General features: G+C 72.7%; 14 protein-coding genes. 7 read left to right on the forward strand and 7 right to left on the reverse strand.

Translation table 11 applies throughout. From position 1 onward, the window contains the following. The 5 genes from ACIRO3_RS13060 to ACIRO3_RS13080 form a co-directional block, all read right to left on the reverse strand. A complete protein-coding gene (locus ACIRO3_RS13060; RefSeq protein WP_361772635.1) occupies positions 1-975 on the reverse strand; it encodes a CoA ester lyase in 975 nt (324 codons plus the stop codon). After that, a complete protein-coding gene (locus tag ACIRO3_RS13065; protein ID WP_361772633.1) occupies positions 972-3,077 on the reverse strand; it encodes a protein meaA in 2,106 nt (701 codons plus the stop codon). The genes ACIRO3_RS13060 and ACIRO3_RS13065 overlap by 4 nt, the downstream gene beginning before the upstream one ends. A gap of 31 nt (positions 3,078-3,108) precedes the next feature. Further along, on the reverse strand, positions 3,109-4,446 hold the full coding sequence (ccrA, locus tag ACIRO3_RS13070) for a crotonyl-CoA carboxylase/reductase (RefSeq protein WP_361772631.1): 1,338 nt from the start codon (positions 4,444-4,446) through the stop codon (positions 3,109-3,111). Between the two features lie 399 nt (positions 4,447-4,845). Next, on the reverse strand, positions 4,846-5,679 hold the full coding sequence (locus ACIRO3_RS13075) for a TetR family transcriptional regulator (RefSeq protein ID WP_404135653.1): 834 nt from the start codon (positions 5,677-5,679) through the stop codon (positions 4,846-4,848). Positions 5,680-5,866: 187 nt separating this feature from the next. After that, positions 5,867-7,681 (reverse strand): 3-hydroxyacyl-CoA dehydrogenase family protein, encoded by a 1,815-nt coding sequence (locus ACIRO3_RS13080; RefSeq protein WP_404135656.1) that lies wholly within the window; start codon positions 7,679-7,681, stop codon positions 5,867-5,869. A gap of 389 nt (positions 7,682-8,070) precedes the next feature. Between ACIRO3_RS13080 and ACIRO3_RS13085 the strand changes: the two genes are divergently transcribed. Continuing rightward, positions 8,071-8,652, forward strand: coding sequence for an adenylosuccinate lyase (locus ACIRO3_RS13085; protein ID WP_366148194.1), 582 nt, complete (start codon positions 8,071-8,073; stop codon positions 8,650-8,652). Between the two features lies 1 nt (position 8,653). Here ACIRO3_RS13085 and ACIRO3_RS13090 read toward each other — a convergent pair whose 3' ends face one another. Both ACIRO3_RS13090 and ACIRO3_RS13095 read right to left on the reverse strand, forming a co-directional pair. Beyond that, positions 8,654-10,207, reverse strand: coding sequence for an alpha/beta hydrolase (locus tag ACIRO3_RS13090; RefSeq protein WP_404136292.1), 1,554 nt, complete (start codon positions 10,205-10,207; stop codon positions 8,654-8,656). A gap of 142 nt (positions 10,208-10,349) precedes the next feature. Beyond that, positions 10,350-11,402, reverse strand: a complete 1,053-nt coding sequence (locus tag ACIRO3_RS13095; RefSeq protein WP_404135660.1) for an Rv2578c family radical SAM protein — start codon at positions 11,400-11,402, stop codon at positions 10,350-10,352. A gap of 193 nt (positions 11,403-11,595) precedes the next feature. Here ACIRO3_RS13095 and ACIRO3_RS13100 point away from each other — a divergent pair, with 193 nt between their 5' ends. The 6 genes from ACIRO3_RS13100 (at position 11,596) to ACIRO3_RS13125 (ending at position 19,550) form a co-directional block, all read left to right on the forward strand. After that, on the forward strand, positions 11,596-12,039 hold the full coding sequence (locus ACIRO3_RS13100) for an SRPBCC family protein (RefSeq protein WP_361772621.1): 444 nt from the start codon (positions 11,596-11,598) through the stop codon (positions 12,037-12,039). 235 nt (positions 12,040-12,274) lie between these two features. Then, positions 12,275-13,108: a M55 family metallopeptidase gene (locus ACIRO3_RS13105; protein ID WP_361772619.1), complete on the forward strand. Its 834-nt coding sequence runs from the start codon at positions 12,275-12,277 to the stop codon at positions 13,106-13,108. A 1-nt stretch (position 13,109) separates the two neighbouring features. After that, positions 13,110-14,456 carry a M20/M25/M40 family metallo-hydrolase gene (locus ACIRO3_RS13110; RefSeq protein WP_404135664.1) on the forward strand — a complete coding sequence of 449 codons (1,347 nt, stop codon included), beginning with the start codon at positions 13,110-13,112 and terminating at the stop codon, positions 14,454-14,456. A gap of 13 nt (positions 14,457-14,469) precedes the next feature. Then, positions 14,470-16,461 carry a prolyl oligopeptidase family serine peptidase gene (locus ACIRO3_RS13115; RefSeq protein ID WP_404135667.1) on the forward strand — a complete coding sequence of 664 codons (1,992 nt, stop codon included), beginning with the start codon at positions 14,470-14,472 and terminating at the stop codon, positions 16,459-16,461. Between the two features lie 92 nt (positions 16,462-16,553). Then, a complete protein-coding gene (locus ACIRO3_RS13120) occupies positions 16,554-17,453 on the forward strand; it encodes an arginase family protein (protein ID WP_404135670.1) in 900 nt (299 codons plus the stop codon). A 102-nt stretch (positions 17,454-17,555) separates the two neighbouring features. After that, positions 17,556-19,550, forward strand: coding sequence for a DUF5107 domain-containing protein (locus ACIRO3_RS13125; RefSeq protein WP_404135673.1), 1,995 nt, complete (start codon positions 17,556-17,558; stop codon positions 19,548-19,550). The last annotated feature ends 50 nt before the right edge of the window (positions 19,551-19,600 follow it).

Here is a 19,600-nt window from a genome sequence, read left to right on the forward strand (position 1 = left end):
TCAGGCCTCCGGGATCTCGAACTTGGTGGTGCGCCGCATCCCGGCGGCGCGGCCCTTGCCCGAGATGACGAGGGCCATCTTGCGGCTGGCCTCGTCGATCATCTCGTCGCCGAGCATCGCCGAACCCTTCTTGCCGCCCGCCTCCGAGGTGCACCAGTCGTACGCGTCGAGGATGAGCTCGGCGTGGTCGTAGTCCTCCTGCGAGGGGGAGAAGACCTCGTTGGCGGCGTCGACCTGCCCGGGGTGCAGCACCCACTTGCCGTCGAAGCCCAGCGCCGCCGCGCGGCCGGCGACCTCGCGGTAGCCGTCCACGTTCTTGATCTGGAGGAAGGGGCCGTCGATCGCCTGGAGGTCGTGCGTGCGGGCCGCCATCAGGATCCGCATCAGGATGTAGTGGTAGGCGTCCGCCCCGTACCCGGGCGGCTGCATGCCCACGACCAGGGACTTCATGTTGATCGAGGCCATGAAGTCGGCGGGGCCGAAGATGATGGTCTCCAGCCGGGGGGAGGCGCCGGCGATCTCGTCGACGTTCACCAGGCCCTTGGCGTTCTCGATCTGCGCCTCGATGCCGATCTTGCCGACCTCGAAGCCCATGGTCTTCTCGATCTGGGTCAGCAGCAGGTCCAGCGCCACGACCTGCTGCGCGTCCTGGACCTTCGGGAGCATGATGCAGTCGAGGTTCTGGCCCGCGCCCTCCACGACCGTGATGACGTCGCGGTACGTCCAGTGCGTGGTCCAGTCGTTGACACGCACGACTCGGGTCTTGCCCGTCCAGTCGCCCTGGTTCAGCGCGTCCACGATGGTGTGGCGGGCGCCTTCCTTGGCGAGGGGGGCGCAGGCGTCCTCCAGGTCGAGGAAGACCTGGTCGGCCGGGAGGCCCTGGGCCTTCTCCAGGAACCGGGGGTTCGAACCCGGCACCGCGAGGCAGGAGCGGCGCGGCCGGAGCCGGTTGACCGGGGAAGTGGGCGTGGTCATGCGGGGACCTCCGTGCTTTCGGCGATGTCAGCTGTGTCGGCGATGTCGACCATGTCGGCGTCGTCGAGGGGGTGGAGCTTGTTGGCCTTGCGGATCTCGTCGACGATACGGCCGATGATCTCCGTGATGCCGAAGTCCTTCGGGGTGAACACGGCGGCCACGCCGGCCGCCTTCAGCGTCACCGCGTCGGCATTCGGAATGATGCCGCCCACGATGACGGGGATGTCGCCCGCCCCCGCCAGACGCAGGCGTTCCAGCACGTCGGGGACGAGCGCGCTGTGCGAACCGGACAGGATGGACAGTCCCACGCAGTGCACGTCCTCGGCCAGCGCCGCCGAGGAGATCTCCTCGGGTGTCAGCCGGATGCCCTGGTAGACCACCTCGAAGCCGGCGTCGCGGGCCCGGACGGCGATCTGCTCGGCGCCGTTGGAGTGACCGTCCAGACCGGGCTTGCCGACCAGCAGCCGCAGCCGGCCGGAGCCCAGCTCGTCGGCCGTACGAGAGACCTTCGCGCGGACCAGCGCCATCGGGGTGCCCGCCTCGGCGGTGACCGCCACCGGGGCCGAGGAGACCCCGGTCGGGGCGCGGAACTCGCCGAACACCTCGCGCAGCGCGCCGGCCCACTCGCCGGTGGTGACGCCCGCCCGGGCGCACTCCAGCGTGGCCTCCATCAGGTTCTCGGTCCCGGCCGCGGCGTCCTTGAGCCGGTCCAGGGACTGGCGCACCGTCGGGAAGACGAACGGGTCGCCCCCGCCCTGCCGGTCGAAGGACTCCTGCCGCTCGGCCTTCCAGCGGCCGATGCGCTCGACGGTCTGCGCCTCCAGCGCCCCGTCCACCGTCATGATGGCGCCGTCCAGGTCGGCGGTCAGCGGGTTCTCCTCGGTCTGCTGGAAGCAGTTGACACCGACGATCTTGTCCTCGCCGTCCTCGATCCGGGCCCGCCGCTCGGCGTGCGAGGAGACCAGCTGGGACTTGAGGTAGCCCGACTCGACGGCCGCCATGGCGCCGCCCATCTCCTCGATCCGGTCGATCTCGGCCAGGCACTCCGTCACCAGCGAGTCCACCTTCGCCTCGATGACGGTCGAGCCCGCGAAGATGTCCTCGTACTCCAGCAGGTCGCTCTCGTGCGCGAGGACCTGCTGGATGCGCAGCGACCACTGCTGGTCCCAGGGCCGGGGCAGGCCCAGCGCCTCGTTCCAGGCGGGCAACTGCACGGCGCGGGCGCGGGCGTCCTTGGAGAGGGTGACCGCCAGCATCTCCAGCACGATGCGCTGGACGTTGTTCTCCGGCTGGGCCTCGGTCAGCCCCAGGGAGTTGACCTGGACGCCGTACCGGAAGCGGCGCTGCTTCGCGTTGTCGATGCCGTAGCGCTCCAGGGTGACCTTGTCCCAGATGCGGCCGAAGGCGCGCATCTTGCACATCTCCTCGATGAAGCGGACGCCCGCGTTCACGAAGAAGGAGATGCGGGCGACCACCTCGCCGAAGCGCTCCTCGGGCACCTGGCCCGAGTCGCGGACCGAGTCCAGCACGGCGATCGCGGTCGACATCGCGTACGAGATCTCCTGGACGGGGGTGGCCCCGGCCTCCTGGAGGTGGTACGAGCAGATGTTGATCGGGTTCCACTTCGGGATGTGGTTGACCGTGTACGCGATCATGTCCGTCGTCAGGCGGAGGGACGGCCCGGGCGGGAAGACGTGCGTCCCGCGCGAGAGGTACTCCTTGACGATGTCGTTCTGGGTGGTGCCCTGGAGCAGGGCGATGTCCGCGCCCTGCTCCTCGGCGGCCACCTGGTAGAGCGCCAGCAGCCACATGGCGGTGGCGTTGATCGTCATCGAGGTGTTCATCTGTTCCAGGGGGATGTCCTGGAACAGCCTCCGCATGTCGCCCAGGTGGGAGACCGGGACCCCGACCCGGCCCACCTCGCCGCGGGCGAGGACGTGGTCGGGGTCGTAGCCGGTCTGCGTCGGCAGGTCGAACGCGACCGACAGGCCGGTCTGGCCCTTGGCGAGGTTGCGGCGGTACAGCTCGTTGGACGCCTCGGCCGTGGAGTGGCCGGCGTACGTCCGCATGAGCCACGGACGGTCCTTCTGGCGCTCTGTCATCTCAGGCTGTCCCTTTGGCCCTTGAACGGACTCAGACGTTACGGAAGCGGTTGATGGCTTCGAGGTGCGTCGCGCGCATCTCGTGGTCGCGGACGCCCAGGCCCTCCTCGGGGGCGAGCGCGAGGACGCCGACCTTGCCCTGGTGGAGGTTGCGGTGGACGTCGTAGGCGGCCTGGCCGGTCTCCTCCAGGGAGTAGACCTTCGAGAGGGTGGGGTGGATCTTGCCCTTGGCGATCAGGCGGTTGGCCTCCCACGCCTCGCGGTAGTTCGCGAAGTGCGAGCCGATGATCCGCTTGAGCGACATCCACAGGTAGCGGTTGTCGTACTCGTGCATGTAGCCCGAGGTGGAGGCGCAGGTGGTGATGGTGCCGCCCTTGCGCGTGACGTAGACGCTCGCGCCGAAGGTCTCGCGGCCGGGGTGCTCGAAGACGATGTCGATGTCCTCGCCGCCGGTCAGTTCACGGATGCGCTTGCCGAAGCGCTTCCACTCCTTGGGGTCCTGGGTGTGCTCGTCCTTCCAGAACTTGTAGCCCTCGGCGTTGCGGTCGATGATCGCGGTCGCGCCCATCGACCGGCAGATGTCCGCCTTCTGGTCGCTGGAGACGACACAGATCGGGTTGGCCCCGCCGGCCAGCGCGAACTGGGTGGCGTAGGAGCCGAGGCCGCCGCTGGCGCCCCAGATCAGGACGTTGTCGCCCTGCTTCATGCCGGCGCCGTTGCGGGAGACCAGCTGGCGGTAGGCGGTGGAGTTGACCAGGCCGGGGGAGGCGGCCTCCTCCCAGCTGAGGTGGTCGGGCTTGGGCATCAGCTGGTTGGACTTGACCAGGGCGATCTCCGCCAGGCCGCCGAAGTTCGTCTCGAAGCCCCAGATGCGCTGCTCGGGGTCGAGCATCGTGTCGTTGTGGCCGTCGGAGGACTCCAGCTCCACCGAGAGGCAGTGCGCGACGACCTCGTCGCCCGGCTGCCAGGCGTTCACGCCGGGACCGGTGCGCAGGACGACGCCCGCGAGGTCGGAGCCGATGACGTGGTACGGCAGGTCGTGGCGCTTGCTGAGCTCCGACAGGCGCCCGTAGCGCTCCAGGAAGCTGAAGGTGGACACCGGCTCGAAGATCGAGGTCCACACGGAGTTGTAGTTGACCGAGGAGGCCATGACGGCGACCAGGGCCTCGCCCGGGCCCAGCTCCGGCACCGGGACGTTGTCCAGGTGCAGGGACTTGCGGGGGTCCTTCTCACGGGTCGTGAGCCCCTGGAACATCTCCGCCTCGTCCTTGTGCACGGTGATCGCGCGGTACGAGTCGGGGAGCGGCAGGGCCGCGAAGTCGGCGGGCGTGGCGGCCTGCGACTGGATCGCTTCCAGAATGTCCTTCACGGTGTTGCCTCCGGCGAGCGCTGATGAGGGTGCGCTGAGGGGTACGCGGGTGCGCGGAACGGGTGTGGTGTGTGCCGTCGGTTCGGCGAAGCGGTGGTGCTGCGACGCCCGTGGTGAGGCGTGCTGGTGCCTGGTGACGCAGGCATCCGGGGCGCGGTTCGTGCCGAGTGGGCGAGGACCGCGGGGACGTCCGGACGAGATTCAACGTATGGCACCCCGTGTCACTCAGCAAGGCACCGCGTGCCAAAACTTTCTCTCATTTGCCATTTGACCTGCGCAGATGAGCGATGATCGATCAGGGTTACCGGCGAGTAGGGACAACCCGGACAAACGCAAATGGCCGCCCCCGGAACGGGAGCGGCCACTGTGACGCGGGTAACCCGCGTGGAGGTCGTGCGCCTACTGCTGAGTGCTGTCCTGCTTGTTCCTGAGCGCCTCTTCGATGGTCCGCATGACCTCGTCCAGCGGGGCGTCCGTGCGGGCCACCGCCACCAGCACCTCGCCCCGCGCGCGGACGGCCGCCGCCGGCGCGGCGGGCGGGCCCGCCGCGGTACGGCCGGCGCCGATCCCCGACCCGAAGGTCTTGCGCACGATCGAGAAGGCGTGGTCGAGCTGCGCCTCCACGTCCCCCTGCCCGCCCGCCCGCAGCCAACGCCGCAGCACGTGGTTGTGGGCCGTGACCACCGCGGAGGCGGCCACCTCCGCCAGCAGCGGGTCGTCATTGCCGTCGTGGTGGTCCTGCTCGTCGAAGTGGGCGAGCAGGTAGCGCGTGAACAGCCGCTCGTACCGGGCCACGGAGGCGATCTCCCGCTCCCGCAGCGCCGGCACCTCGCGGGTGAGGCGGTAGCGCTCCACCGACACCGCCGGCGAGGCGGCGTACATCTTCATGACTTCCTTGATCCCGCGGCACACCGTGTCCAGCGGGTGCTCGTGCGCCGGGGCCACGTCCAGCACGGCCTCGGCGCGCGTCAGGGTGTCGTCGTGGTCCGGGAAGATCGCCTCTTCTTTGGAGCGGAAGTGCCGGAAGAAGGTCCGGCGCGCCACCCCGGCGGTCGCGGCGATCTCGTCGACCGTCGTGGCCTCGTACCCCTTGGTGGCGAACAGCTCCATGGCGGCCGCGGCCAGCTCGCGGCGCATCTTGAGCCGCTGCGCGGCCGCCTTGGTGCCGGCCGCGCTCTCCGGGGCGTCGGAGCTCGTGGCGGCGCGGGGCGAGGACTTGGCGGGCTGGGACATAGAGCGAAAGTACTTCATTCGCGCAGGAGAGCGCGCCTGAGGGGGGTGGGACGGGGAGGGATGCGGGGGAGGGCCGGCACTGGGCACACAGTGCTCGTCGGGAGGGCTCGCCTGCCGTGAGGGTCCGGCAGGCCCGAGCAGCCCTCCCCACGCATCCGGCTCGGGGGTCCGCCGGTCCGCGCTCGGCTTACCGGCGGGCGTACTCACGGAAACCGCGGCCGGTCTTCCGGCCCAGGCAGCCCGCGGCCACCAGGTGCTCCAGCAGCGGGGACGGAGCCAGCCCCGGGTCGCGGAACTCCTTGTGCAGCACCTTCTCGATGGCCAGCGACACGTCCAGGCCGACCACGTCGAGGAGTTCGAAGGGCCCCATCGGGTAGCCGCCGCCCAGCTTCATCGCGGCGTCGATGTCGTCCAGGCTCGCGTAGTGCTGCTCGACCATCTTGATCGCGTTGTTCAGGTACGGGAACAGCAGCGCGTTCACGATGAACCCGGCCCGGTCCCCGCAGTCCACCGGGTGCTTGCGGACCTTCGCGCACATCTCGCGGACCGTGGCGTGCACGTCGTCGGCGGTCAGGACGGTCCGGACCACCTCGACCAGCTTCATCGCCGGAGCCGGGTTGAAGAAGTGCATGCCGATCACGTCCTGCGGACGCGAGGTCGCGCGCGCCACCGCGATCACCGGGAGCGAGGAGGTGGTGGTCGCCAGGACCGCGCCCGGCTTGCAGACCTTGTCCAGGCCGGCGAACAGCTCCTGCTTGACGGCCAGGTCCTCCGCGACGGCCTCCACGGCCAGGTCCACCTCGGCGAAGGCGTCCAGCGAACCGGCCGGCGTGATCCGCTCCATGGTCTCGGCGGCCGCCGCCTCGGTCAGCCTGCCCTTGGACACCGCACGGCCCAGGGACTTGCCGATCGCGGCCTTGGCGGCCACCGCCTTCTCCTGGCTGCGGGCCGCCAGCACGACCGCGTAGCCGGCCTGCGCGAAGACCTGCGCGATACCGCTCGCCATGGTCCCCGAACCGGCCACGCCGACCGAGGAGACCGGACGGCCCGAGCCGAGCAGGGAACCGTCCAGCGGGGTCTGGAGGTCACGGACGACGACCTGGCTGCCCGGGGCCTCGTAGGTGTAGAACCCGCGCCCGGACTTCTGCCCGGTCAGGCCGGCCTCGGCCAGCTGGCCGAGGATCGGGGCCGGGGCGTGCAGCCGGTCGCCGGAGGAGGCGTACATGGCCTCCAGGACGGTCCGGGCGGTGTCCACGCCGATCAGGTCGAGGAGGGCCAGCGGACCCATGGGCAGGCCGCAGCCGAGCCGCATCGCCGCGTCGATGTCCTCGCGGGAGGCGTACTTCGACTCGTACATCGCGGCGGCCTGGTTGAGGTAGCCGAAGAGCAGGCCGTCGGCCACGAAACCGGGCCGGTCGCCGACCGCGACGGGCTGCTTGCCGAGGTCGCGGGCCAGCTCGGTGACGGCCTCGACGGCGCTCGGGGAGGTGAGCACGCACGAGACGACCTCGACGAGCTTCATCGCGGGCGCCGGGTTGAAGAAGTGCAGGCCCAGGACGCGTTCGGGGCGCTGGGACTCGGCCGCCATGCGGGTCACCGACAGGGCGTTGGTACCGGTGGCCAGGATGGTGTCCGGGCGGACGATCGCGTCGAGCTCGCGGAACAGTCGCTGCTTGAGCGCGTAGTCCTCCGGGACCACCTCGATCACCAGGTCGGCCTCGGCGGCCGCCGTCAACTCGGTGAAGGTGCGGAAGCGGGCGAGCACGCCGTCGCGCTCCGCCTCGGTCAGCCGCTCCCTGGCGACGGAGCGGGCCGTGGCGGCCGCGAGGGCGGCGCCGGCCCGACGGGTGGCGGCGTCGCTGATGTCGATGCCGATGACCTCGCGGCCGGCCCGGGCGAGGATCTCGGCGATGCCGGTGCCCATCGTGCCGAGGCCGACGACGGCGACGGTCTGGAGAGTGGACTGACCGGACGACTGACTGGACGTGGACGGAAGGTCCATCGCGGGACTCCAGTGGAAGAGGGTGACGACTGGGGGAAGGCGCGCGGTTGCACGGCGCGCGGCCTGAATTTCCGCACGAGATGCCCGAAGAGGGGGGCGTGGAGCGGCGGACCCTGTCCCGGGGATCACGCCGATCACGAACATGCGGTACCTGAGATGCGGTACCTGGGGTACCTGGGTACTGAACCGACTGGTACGAAGCGGCTGCGTCACCAGGCCTGCCCCGTACGTGTTGAAGCGAGAGTAACTCGCCGGTAACTGGCGCGCCATAGCGCGGAGATGTGACCTGTAACGCCCAAATGTACCGATCATCGATCATCGATCATCGGCGGGCCACGCATCTCGGGGATCCCGGCGTGGCGGCGGCCCCGTCCCCCTAGGGTGGCGGCGTGAACGACGTGCTGGAGCGCCTGCGGACCGAGTCGGGGCAGTCGGCGGACTACGAGGAACTGCTCGCGGCGGACCCCGACGCGCTCGCCGCCTCCCTGACCCTCGCCGGTCTGCCGCTGTGGGCCCGCGAACTGGCCGCGTACCGACTGGGGCTGGCCGGGGACCGCCGGGCCTTCGAGTCGCTGGTGCTGCTCCTCAACCACCGGGACCCGCCGCGTTGCGAGGCCGCCGCCCGTGCGCTGGCCGTCCTCGGCGACCCGCGCACGGCCCGCGCGGCGGCCGCCCTCGCCACGAACGAACTGCGCACCGCCTACGCCCTCCACCCGGTCCGGCTGCTGGCCGCGCTGCGGGCCCCCGAATCGGCTCCGGCGCTGATCCGCACGCTGTCCCGGCTCCTCTCGCCCCACGACCCGTACTGGCGGGTCGCCCTGGCCTGCGTGGAGGGCCTCGGCGCCCTCGCCGATCCCCGCGCCCGCGAGGTCCTCACCCGCGCCCAGTCGCACCCCCGCCTGGCGGTCGCCGCGACGCAGGCACTGCGCCGGCTGGATCCCGCCGGGCGGGACCCGCGGGGGCAGGACTAGGTCAGCCGCGGAAGCCCAGCAGGCCGTGCAGGGCCGCTCCGCCCGCCGAGGGCGGGACCGCGCGCGTCGCCGCGGCCGGCGTCGGGGCGGGCTGCGCGGGGCAACTGGCGTCGGCGGCCTTGCCGGTGCGCAGGTACGCGGCCAGCTTCTCGTCCAGGCACTTGTTGCCGCTCAGGGCGATCCCGTGGTTGCCGCCGCCCTGCTCGACCACCAGGGCCGCGCCCTTGAGCTTGCCCTTCATGCTGACCGCGCCCTCGTACGGGGTGGCCGCGTCCTCCGTCGCCTGGAACAGCAGGGCCTGCGGGAGCTCGGTGTTGGTCACGTCCGGGGTCTGCAGGGGCTCCGTCGGCCAGAACGCGCAGGGGGCGTTGTACCAGGCGTTGTTCCAGGTCATGAACGGCGCCTTGGAGTGCGTGCGCCACATGTCGGCGCGCCACTGGTTCCAGTTCCTCGGCCAGGCCGAGTCCCGACACTGCACCGCCGTGTACACGCTGTAGCTGTTGCCGGCCGACGGATCCACCGCGCCGAACCGCTCGTACGCCGACACCAGCGGCTTCGGGTCCTTGTCCACCGCGTACGCGGAGAACGCCTCGGCGAGGTGGGGCCAGTAGCCGTTGTAGTAGCCGCCCGGCATGAAGGTGTCCTCCAGTTCGGAGGGGCCCACCTTGCCGCCCGCCGGCGCCGCGCGCAGCGCGTCGCGCATCTCGTACCAGCGCGCCTCGATCCGGGCCGGGTCCGTGCCGAGCCGGTACTTCTCGTCGTACCGGGCCACCCAGGCCAGGAAGGCCTTGTGGCGGGCGTCGAAGGCCCGGTCCTGGGAGAGGTTGTCCTCGTACCAGACGCCGGCCGGGTCCACGACGGAGTCCAGCACCAGCCGGTCGACCCGCTCCGGGTGGAGCCGGGCGTACACGGCGCCCAGGTAGGTCCCGTAGGAGTACCCGAAGTAGCTGAGCTTGGGCGCGCCGAGCGCCGTGCGCAGCACTTCCAGGTCGCGGGCGGCCGAGACGGTGCCGATGTACGGGAGGACGTCCGCGTGCTTGGTCTGGCAGGACTCGGCGAAGGTCTTGACCCGCTCCAGGTTGGCCTGCTCGGTCGCCCGGTCCAGGGGCACGGAGTCGGGGCGCACGGGGGTGAAGTGTCCGGCGCCGCAGTCCAGCGCGGGCTCGCTCCTGCCCACGCCGCGCGGGTCGAAGCCGATCACGTCGTACGAGCCGGCCACGTCCTTGGGCAGCGCGGAGGCGATGTACCCGGCGAGGGTGCGCCCGCTGCCGCCGGGGCCGCCGGGGTTGACCAGCAGTGGGCCCCGGGACGTGGCGGAGGTGTGCGGCACCCGGGTCAGCGCGAGGGCGATCTGCCGGCCGGCGGGCCGGTCGTGGTCGAGCGGGACCTTGAGGGAGGCGCATTGGAGCGTCGGATAGCGGGGGGTCTTGCAGTCGGTCCAGCGCAGGGCCGGCGCCGTCGGGGCCGTGGCGGCCGCCGGGGCGGCGGTGACCGGGCTCGCGAGGGCGGCGGCCACGGTGGAGATCGACAGCAGGACGGCGGCGCGCTTCTTCATCGGGCCGCGCTTGGTCACGGGGTGCAGCATGGGGCCTCCCAGCCGAGGGTTCTGGGCGGAATCGTCCCGGAAACCAGGGCCGGAATGCGGGATTGGGCTGCCGATTGGTCCGATGTGATGAGCCTTCAGGGGCCGTCCGGGATCACAGCAGGGTGAGCTGGGTCGGACCGGTGTGCGTGGGCCCGGCCGGCCGTTCGGGCGTCGGGATCCGGCGGGAGCCGCCCGCGCGGGAGGGGCCGATGCCGTACTCCGCCGCGAGTTCGTGGACTTGTCGGGTGATCCGGCGCTGGTACCAGGTGGGCGCGTACGACCCGCCCGCGTACATCCGCTCGTACCGGGCGACCAGCCGGGGGTGGTGCGTCCCCAGCCAGGCCGTGAACCACTCGCGGGCGCCCGGCCGCAGGTGGAGCACGAGGGGTGTCACGGAGGTCGCCCCCGCCTCGGCGACGGCCCGGACGGTGTCGCGCAACTGCTCCGGGGAGTCTCCGAGGAAGGGGATGACCGGGGCCATCAGCACCCCGCACCCGATGCCGGCGTCCGTGAGGGTCCGTACGACGTTCAGCCGGGCGGCGGGGGAGGGGGTGCCGGGTTCGACGGTGCGCCACAGCGCGGTGTCGGTGAAGCCGACGGAGACGGAGATCCCGACCTCCGTGACCTCGGCGGCCGCGCGCAGCAGGGGCAGGTCGCGCAGGATCAGCGTCCCCTTGGTGAGGATGGAGAAGGGGTTGGCGTGCTCCCGCAGGGCCTCGATGATGCCCGGCATCAGCCGGTAGCGGCCCTCGGCCCGCTGGTAGCAGTCGACGTTGGTGCCCATGGCGATGTGCGCGCCGGTCCAGCGGCGCGAGCCGAGCTCGCGGCGCAGCAGTTCGGGGGCGTTGGTCTTGACGACGATCTGCGAGTCGAAGCCGATGCCGGTGTCGAGGTCGAGGTAGCCGTGGGTCTTGCGCGCGAAACAGTAGACGCAGGCGTGACTGCAACCCCGGTAGGGGTTGACCGTCCATTCGAACGGCATGCGCGAGGCCCCCGGCACCCGGTTGACGATCGAGCGGGCGCGGACCTCGTGGAAGGTGATCCCGCGGAACTCGGGGGTGTCGAAGGTGCGGGTGACGACCGAGTCCGCCCCGAAGAGCGCGGCGGGCCCGGTGTTCGGGCGGCCCTCGGTCCCCGTGTCCTCGGTCAGGTGGTTCCAGCGCATGGTGCGCCTCCCTCGGTAGCTCCCACCGAGAATAGAACAAACGTTCCCATGATCGTGCGGGTCGGAATCCGACCCGGCGGCGGGAACGCGCCGCCCGCCCGGTCCGCGCGACGTCCGACCCGGATTTGGGCCCCCGCCCCGGAGGTGGTTGTCTAGCCCGCGACGAGCGGACACAACTGCTGGAGGAACAGCCATGGCGCAGGTCGAGGCCACCACGGAGCGGATCATCGCGGCCGACGCGGAGACCGTGTTCGACGCGCTCGCGGACTACGCGGGGACCCGGGGCAAGCTGCTCCCCGAGCACTACAGCGAGTACGAGGTGCGCGAGGGCGGCGACGGCGCGGGCACCCTGGTCCACTGGAAGCTCCAGGCGACCAGCAAGCGGGTGCGCGACTGCCTGCTGGAGGTCAGCGAGCCCACCGACGGTCAGCTCGTGGAGAAGGACCGCAACTCCTCCATGGTCACCACCTGGACGGTGACCCCGGCCGGCGAGGGCAGGTCGAAGGTGGTCGTCAGCACCGTCTGGAACGGCGCCGGCGGCATCGGCGGCTTCTTCGAGCGCACCTTCGCCCCGAAGGGCCTCGCGCGCATCCACGACACCCTGCTCGCCAACCTGGCCGGCGAAGTCGAGGGCTGAGCAAGGCCGTTGGCCGCCCGTGGCGCCGGACGGCTCACCGGTTCGGGTGGCCTTCCACCCGGGGGCGGGCCGCCGGAACCCGGGCGTGGCACCGGACGTCCCCGGATGCCTCGACAACGTGGCGAGGTGCGGTGCCGGGCGGCGTGGGTCAGGCGGGATCCGCAAGAGACGGCCTAGGGTGAGGGGTCCGCGGCCCGGCCCACCGGGGACGCGACCCGACCCACCGGGGGACCCGATGAAGATCCTCGTCTCCGCGGACATGGAGGGCGCCACCGGCGTCACCTGGCCCGCCGACGTGCTGCCCGGCACCCCCCAGTGGGAGCGCTGCCGGTCGATGTTCACCTCCGACGTGAACGCCGCCGTGCTCGGCTTCTACGACGGCGGCGCCGACCGGGTCCTCGTCAACGAGGCCCACTGGACCATGCGGAACCTCCTCCTGGAGAAGCTCGACGCCCGCGCCGAGATGCTCACCGGCCGGCACAAGTCGCTCTCCATGGTCGAGGGCGTCCAGTACGGCGATGTGGACGGCATCGCCTTCGTCGGCTACCACACCGGGGCCGGCACGGAAGGCGTCCTCGCCCACACCTACCTCGCGAACTCGATCACCGGTGTCTGGGTCAACGGGGTGCGCGCCAGCGAGGGGCTGCTCAACGCCCACGTCGTCGCCGAGTACGGAGTCCCGGTCATCCTCGTCACCGGCGACGACCTGACCTGCGTCGACGCCGCCGGCTACGCCCCGGACGCGGTGACCGTCGCGGTCAAGGACCACGTCTCGCGGTACGCGGCCGTCTGCCGCACGCCCGCCCGCACGGCCGCCGACATCCGGGCCGCCGCGACGGAGGCCGTCGCCCTCGCGGTCCGTCACGAGCCCGTGGCGGGAGGTCCGTTCACGGTGGAACTGGAGTTCGACGCCGAGCACCTGGGCCTGGCCGCCACCCTCGTCCCCGGCGTCGAACCTTCGGGCGAGCGCAGGGTCGCGTACACCAACGAGACGATGTACGAGGGGATCCGGACCTTCAAGGCGGTCACGACGGTCGTCTCGGCGGCTGTGGAGGAGCAGTATGGCTGACATGCACGCAACGGAGACCCGCCCCCGCGAAGCCGTGGACCCGACGGCGTTCGACGAGGTGGTCGATTTCACCTCCGGCCTGATCCGCATCGACACCACCAACCGCGGCGGCGGCGACTGCCGCGAACGACCGGCCGCCGAGTACGTCGCGGAACGACTCGCCGGCGCCGGCCTGGAACCGGTCCTGCTGGAACGCACCCCGGGCCGCACCAACGTGGTGGCCCGGATCGAGGGCAGCGACCCCCGCGCGGACGCCCTGCTGGTCCACGGCCACCTCGACGTGGTGCCCGCCGAGGCCGCCGACTGGAGCGTGCATCCCTTCTCCGGGGAGATCCGCGACGGCGTCGTCTGGGGCCGCGGCGCCGTCGACATGAAGAACATGGACGCGATGGTGCTGGCCGTCGTACGGGCCTGGGCGCGCGCCGGTGTGAAGCCGCGCCGCGACATCGTGATCGCGTACACCGCCGACGAGGAGGACAGCGCGATCGACGGGTCGGGTTTCCTCGCCGACCACCACCCGGATCTCTTCGAGGGCTGTACGGAGGGGCTGAGCGAGTCCGGCGCCTTCACCGTCCACCCCGCCCCGGGCCGGTCCCTCTACCCGATCGCCGCCGGCGAGCGGGGCACCGCCTGGCTGAAGCTGACCGCGCACGGCACCGCCGGGCACGGCTCCAAGCCCAACCGGGCCAACGCCGTCAGCCGACTCGCCGCAGCCGTCGCCAGGATCGGCGAGTACGAGTGGCCGGTGCGACTCACCGACACGGTGACCGCCTGCATCACCGAACTCGCCGCGCTGGAGGGCCTGTCGGTCGATCCGCGCGGCGGGAACCTCGACCTGACCGAGCTGCTCGCCACGCTCGGTCCCGCCGCCGCCCTCGTGCAGGCCACCGTGCGCCAGAGCGCCAACCCGACGATGCTCCACGCCGGTTACAAGCTGAACGTGATCCCGGGCCAGGCCACCGCCTACGTGGACGGCCGCACGCTGACCGGCGGGGAGGCGGAGTTCATCACCACCCTCGACGCGCTCACCGGTCCCGACGTGCACTGGGAGTTCCACCACCGCGAGGTGGCGCTCGAAGCCCCCGTGGACGGACGGACGTTCGGGATCCTGCGCGAGGCCGTCGAGCACTTCGACCCGCAGGGGCACGTGATCCCGTTCTGCATGGCGGGCGGCACCGACGCCAAGCAGTTCTCCCGGCTCGGCATCACCGGCTACGGGTACTCCCCGCTCAAACTGCCGCCCGGCTTCGACTACTGGTCCCTCTTCCATGGCGTGGACGAGCGGGTCCCGGTCGACGCCCTGCACTTCGGCGTCCGCGTCCTCGACCGCGCCCTGCGCGCGCTGTGACGGGGACCCGGTGATGGCGCCGCTCACCCCGCCGCGGCCGTACGGCGGCTGGCCCTCGCCCATCGACGCCGCGCTCGCCGCCGCACTCGACGGGCGGCCCGAGTACGTGGGCACGATCGGCCCCGAGGTGTGGTGGACCGAGCCCCGGCCGGAGGAGGAGGGCCGCCGGACCCTCGTGCGCCGACCCGCCGACGGCCGACCCGAACGGCCCGTGCTGCCCGCGCCCTGGAACGTCCGCAGCAGGGTCACCGAGTACGGCGGACGCCCCTGGGTGGGCGTCGAACGGGACTCCGGCGGACCGCTGTTGGTCTTCGTCCACTTCACCGACCAGCGGATGTACGCGTACGAACCGGACGCGCCCGGCGCCCCGGCCCCCCGACCGCTCACCCCCGTCGCCGCGGTGGGCGGCGGACTGCGCTGGGCCGACCCGGTGGTGCGGGGCAAGGAGGTCTGGTGCGTGCTGGAGGAGTTCACCGGACCCGCGCCGACCGACGTGCGGCGCGTCCTGGCCGCCGTGCCGCTGGACGGCTCGGCCGCCGAAAGCCGCGCCTCTGTGCGGGAGTTGACCGACGACCGGCACCGGTTCACCACCGGACCCCGACTGTCCCCGGACGGGCACACCGTGGCCCGGCTGGTCTGGGACCACCCCCGGATGCCCTGGGACGGCACCGAGTTGCTGCTCGCCGAGGTCACCGGGGACGGTACGTTCGGCCCCTCCCGCACCGTGCTCGGCGGCCCGGACGAGGCCGTGGCCCAGGTGGAGTGGGCGCCCGACGGGACGCTCCTCGCGGTGAGCGACCGGGGCGGCTGGTGGAACCCGTACCGGGTGGACCCGCGCGGCGGCGGGGCCGTCAACCTGTGCCCCCGCGAGGAGGAGTTCGGCGGCCCGCTGTGGAAGCCCGGGCTGAGCTGGTTGGCCCCGCTGCCGGACGGGCTCGTCGCCGTCCTGCACGGTCAGGGCTCCTCGGTGCTCGGCGTGCTCGACCCCGACAGCGGGGACCTGGTGGACGCCGCCGGTCCCTGGACGGCCTGGCAGCCCACGCTGGCCGTCAGCGACTCCCGGGTCTTCGGGGTCGCCGCCAGCCCGCGCAGCGGCTACGAGGTGGTGGAACTCGACACCGCGACCGGTCACGCCCGGGTGATCGGCGCCCGGGCGGTCGACCCCGTCGATCCGTCCTACTACCCCGAGCCGCAGAGCCGGACCTTCACCGGCCCGGACGACCGCGAGATCCACGCCCACGTCTACCCGCCGCACCACCCGGACCGGCCGGCCCCCGCCGACGAACTCCCCCCGTACGTGGTGTGGGTGCACGGCGGCCCCACCGACCACGTGCCACCCGTACTGGACCTGCACATCGCCTACTTCACCTCGCGCGGCATCGGTGTCGTCGAGGTCAACCACGGCGGCTCCTCCGGCTACGGCCGGGCCTACCGGGAGCGGCTGCGCGAGCAGTGGGGCGTGGTGGACGTGGAGGACTGCGCGGCCGTGGCCCGCGCCCTGGCCGCCGAGGGCACCGCCGACCCGGACCGGCTCGCGATCCGCGGCGCCAGCGCCGGCGGCTGGACCGCCGCGGCCTCCCTGGCCGCCACCGACCTGTACGCCTGCGCGGCGATCATCTACCCCGTCCTGGACCTGCGCGGCTTCGCGGCCGAGACCCACGACCTGGAATCCCGCTACGTCGAGGGCCTCGCCGGGCCGCCCGCGACCCTCGACCTGCTCAGCCGCGAACGCTCCCCGGTGGCCCGCGCCGACCGGATCACCGCGCCCTTCGTCCTGCTCCAGGGCCTGGACGACCCGATCTGCCCGTCGGCCCAGGCCGAACGGCTGCTCGCCGCCCTGCGGGGGCGGGCGGTGCCGCACGCGTACGTGACTTTCGAGGGCGAGGGCCACGGCTTCCGGCGCGCGGACACCCTGATCCGCGCCCTGGAAGCGGAACTCTCCCTCTACGCACAGGTGTTCGGGATCGAGCGGACGGACGTGCCGCGACTGGCGCTGGAGCCGTGACGTGATCGACGGGGCCCGCTGTGACCACGGGCTCCGGGCCCCGACCGCCGACACGTCTGGTCCCGGGGGTGCGCGTCACCCAGGATGAGGGCATGCGAACCATCGTGCTGCTCGACGCCCCCTCCAACCTGGGCCTGCGCCCGCCCGCGCCCGGCACCGTACCCGGGGTCTACAAGCTGGCGGGAGCCCTGCGCGAGCAGGGGCTCCTGGCCCGACTCGGCGCGCGCGAGGGCGGCGTCGTGGTCCCGCCGCGCTACGACCGGGGCGACTGGAAGGAGGGCGACGGGGTCTTCCACGCCGCCGCCCTCGCCCGCTACACCGTCACCCTCGCCGACCGCGTCGAGGGGCACCTGCGGGACGGGGAGTTCCCCGTCGTACTCGGCGGGGACTGCTCGATCCAGCTCGGCGCCGCACTGGCCATGCGGCGCCTCGGCCGGTACGGACTGGCCGCCATCGACGGCTCGGCGGACTTCCGCCACCCCGGCAACACCGCGCTCAACGGACCCGTCGGCGCCGCCGGCGGCGAGGAACTGGCCCTGTCCACCGGCCGCGGCCAGGCCGACCTCAGCGACCTCGAAGGGCTCGGCCCGTACCTGCGGGACGAGGACGTGCGCCTCTTCGGCCTCCGCGACGGCGACGGCGACCTCCCCGAGCTGCGCGCCGCCGGGATCCGGGCAGCCACCGTCGGGGAGATCCGCGAACGCGGCGCCGGCCCCGTCGCCCGGGACGCCCTGGAAGGCCTCCACCCGCCGGAGACGGCCGGATTCTGGGTGCACCTCGACGCCGACGTCCTGGACCCGAGCGTGATGCCGGCCGTCGACAGCCCCGACCCGGGCGGTCTGATCCCCGACGAACTCGCCGAACTGCTCGGCGTGTTGGCCCGATCGCCGCGCTGCGTCGGCCTCAACGTCACCATCTACGACCCGGACCTGGACCCCGACGGGCGCGCCGGGACCCTGCTCGCCGACCTGGTGGCGGGGGCGTTCGCCTGACACCGATCGCGTCACCCGCAGGCCAGGGCTTTGCGTAATCCTGACCGGTGGTGATCCGCGGAACCCCTGTGCACCGCACCTCGCGGCGTGTTCCATTCCTTCATGGCCACCACCGTCCGACGCGCCGTACTGACCCTCCCCACAGCCCCGTTGGGCCCCGAGAACCCACTGCCCGCCCTGCGCGCGCCCGAGGGGGTGCACGTACTGGACGAGCGGTCGCGCCAAGGCCTGCCCCGTGACATGGCGCGGCAGATCGGCTACGAGCCGCTGCGCTCGCTGCTGCCCGTCCGGATCCGCGACGGCTACGGGCGGGAGCGGGCGCAGCGCGACCACGACGCGATCGTCATCGAGAACGCGCACCTGCGCGTGACCGTGCTGCCCGGGCTCGGCGGCCGGATCCACTCCCTCGTCCACCTGCCGACCGGCCGCGAACTCCTCTACCGCAACCCGGTGTTCCAACCCGCCCACTTCGCCCTCAACGGCGCCTGGTTCTCCGGCGGCGTGGAGTGGAACATCGGAGCCACCGGGCACGGCGCCCTCGCCTGCGCCCCGCTGCACGCCGCCCTCGTCCCCGGTCCCGACGGCGCCACGATGGTACGGCTGTGGGAGTGGGAGCGGCTGCGCGAGACCCCCTTCCAGGTGGACCTGTGGCTGCCCGAGGACTCGGAGTTCCTGTACGTCGGCGTCCGCGTGCGCAACCCGCACGAGCGGCCCGTACCCGTCTACTGGTGGTCCAACATCGCCGTCCCCGAGGACGCCGGCACCCGAGTGCTGGCCCCGGCGGACGAGGCCTGGCACTTCGGGTACGAGCGCGCGCTGCGCCGGGTCCCCGTACCGGAGTGGGAGGGCGTCGACCGCACGTACCCGCTGCGCGGCACCTACCCGGCCGACTTCTTCTACGAGGTCCAGGACACGGACCGGCCCTGGATCGCCTCGCTCGACGCCGACGGGCGGGGACTCGTCCAGAGTTCGACCGGACGACTGCGCGGGCGCAAGCTCTTCGTCTGGGGCGCGGGCGACGGCGGCCGACGCTGGCAGGAGTGGCTGACGGAGCCGGGCACGGGCGGCTACGCCGAGATCCAGGCCGGCCTGGCCCGCACCCAACTCGAACACGTACGGCTCGACGGCGGAGCGGAGTTCAGCTGGCTGGAGGCCTACGGGTATCTGTCGGCGGACGCCCCGACGGTGCACGGCAGCGACTGGGGCGCCGCCCGCGCCGCGGCGGGGGCGGCCCTGGAGACGGCGCTGCCCGGGGAGCGGCTGGACGCGGCGTACGAGGCCTGGCGCGGACGCGCCGACACCGAACCGGGGGAGCGGCTCGCGACGGGCTCCGGATGGGGCGCGCTGGAGGTGCTGCGGGCCGGCCTCAAGCTGCCCGGCACTCCCTTCGAGGAGGCGACGCTGGGCGAGGAACAGGGCCCCTGGCTGGAGTTGTGGCGGTCCGGGGTCTTTCCCCGGCCCAAGCGCGCGGCCCCGCCCGGTCCGAGCCTGGTCGCCCCGCACTGGCGGGACATGCTGGAGACGGCGCCCGCCGACCCGCTGACCGAGTACCACCTGGGCGTGGCCCAGTGGCATGCCGGCGACATCGCCCAGGCCGTGCGCAGTTGGGAGCGCGGGCTGGCGCCGGCGCCGTCGCGGTGGCCGCTGCTGAGGTGCCTGGCGGCGGCCGACGCGTTGGCCGGCGACCACGACCGGGCGGCCGACCGCTACGCGGAGGCCTTCGCGAACCTGGCCGACGAGAGCGGGGGAGACGGGAGCGGGGCGGGCGCCGGCGGCCGGCCGGCTGCCGAGTCCGCGCTCGGGCGGGAGGCGATGACCGCCCTGCTGGCGGCCGGGCGGCCGTCCGGGGCCCGCGCGGTGTGGGACCGGTTGGGACCGGCGCGGCGCGAGGAGGGGCGGTTCCGGCTCCTCGCGGCGCGGCTCCTCGCGGCGGAGGGTCATGTGGCCGCGGCCCGTCGGGTCTTCGAGGAGGGCCTCGAACTGGCCGACCTCCGGGAAGGGGAGGAGACCCTCGCCGAGGTGTGGGCCACCCTCACCGACCGCCCGCTGCCCCCCGCCCACGACTTCCGCATGCGCCCGCCGACGCCGTCCCCGTGAGGCGGCGGGCGTGCCATGCGCGGCGGCGGCCGTGCCCCGCGTGGCGTGCG

The organism is Streptomyces sp. NPDC102278 (assembly GCF_044766345.1).
Taxonomy (GTDB): domain Bacteria; phylum Actinomycetota; class Actinomycetes; order Streptomycetales; family Streptomycetaceae; genus Streptomyces.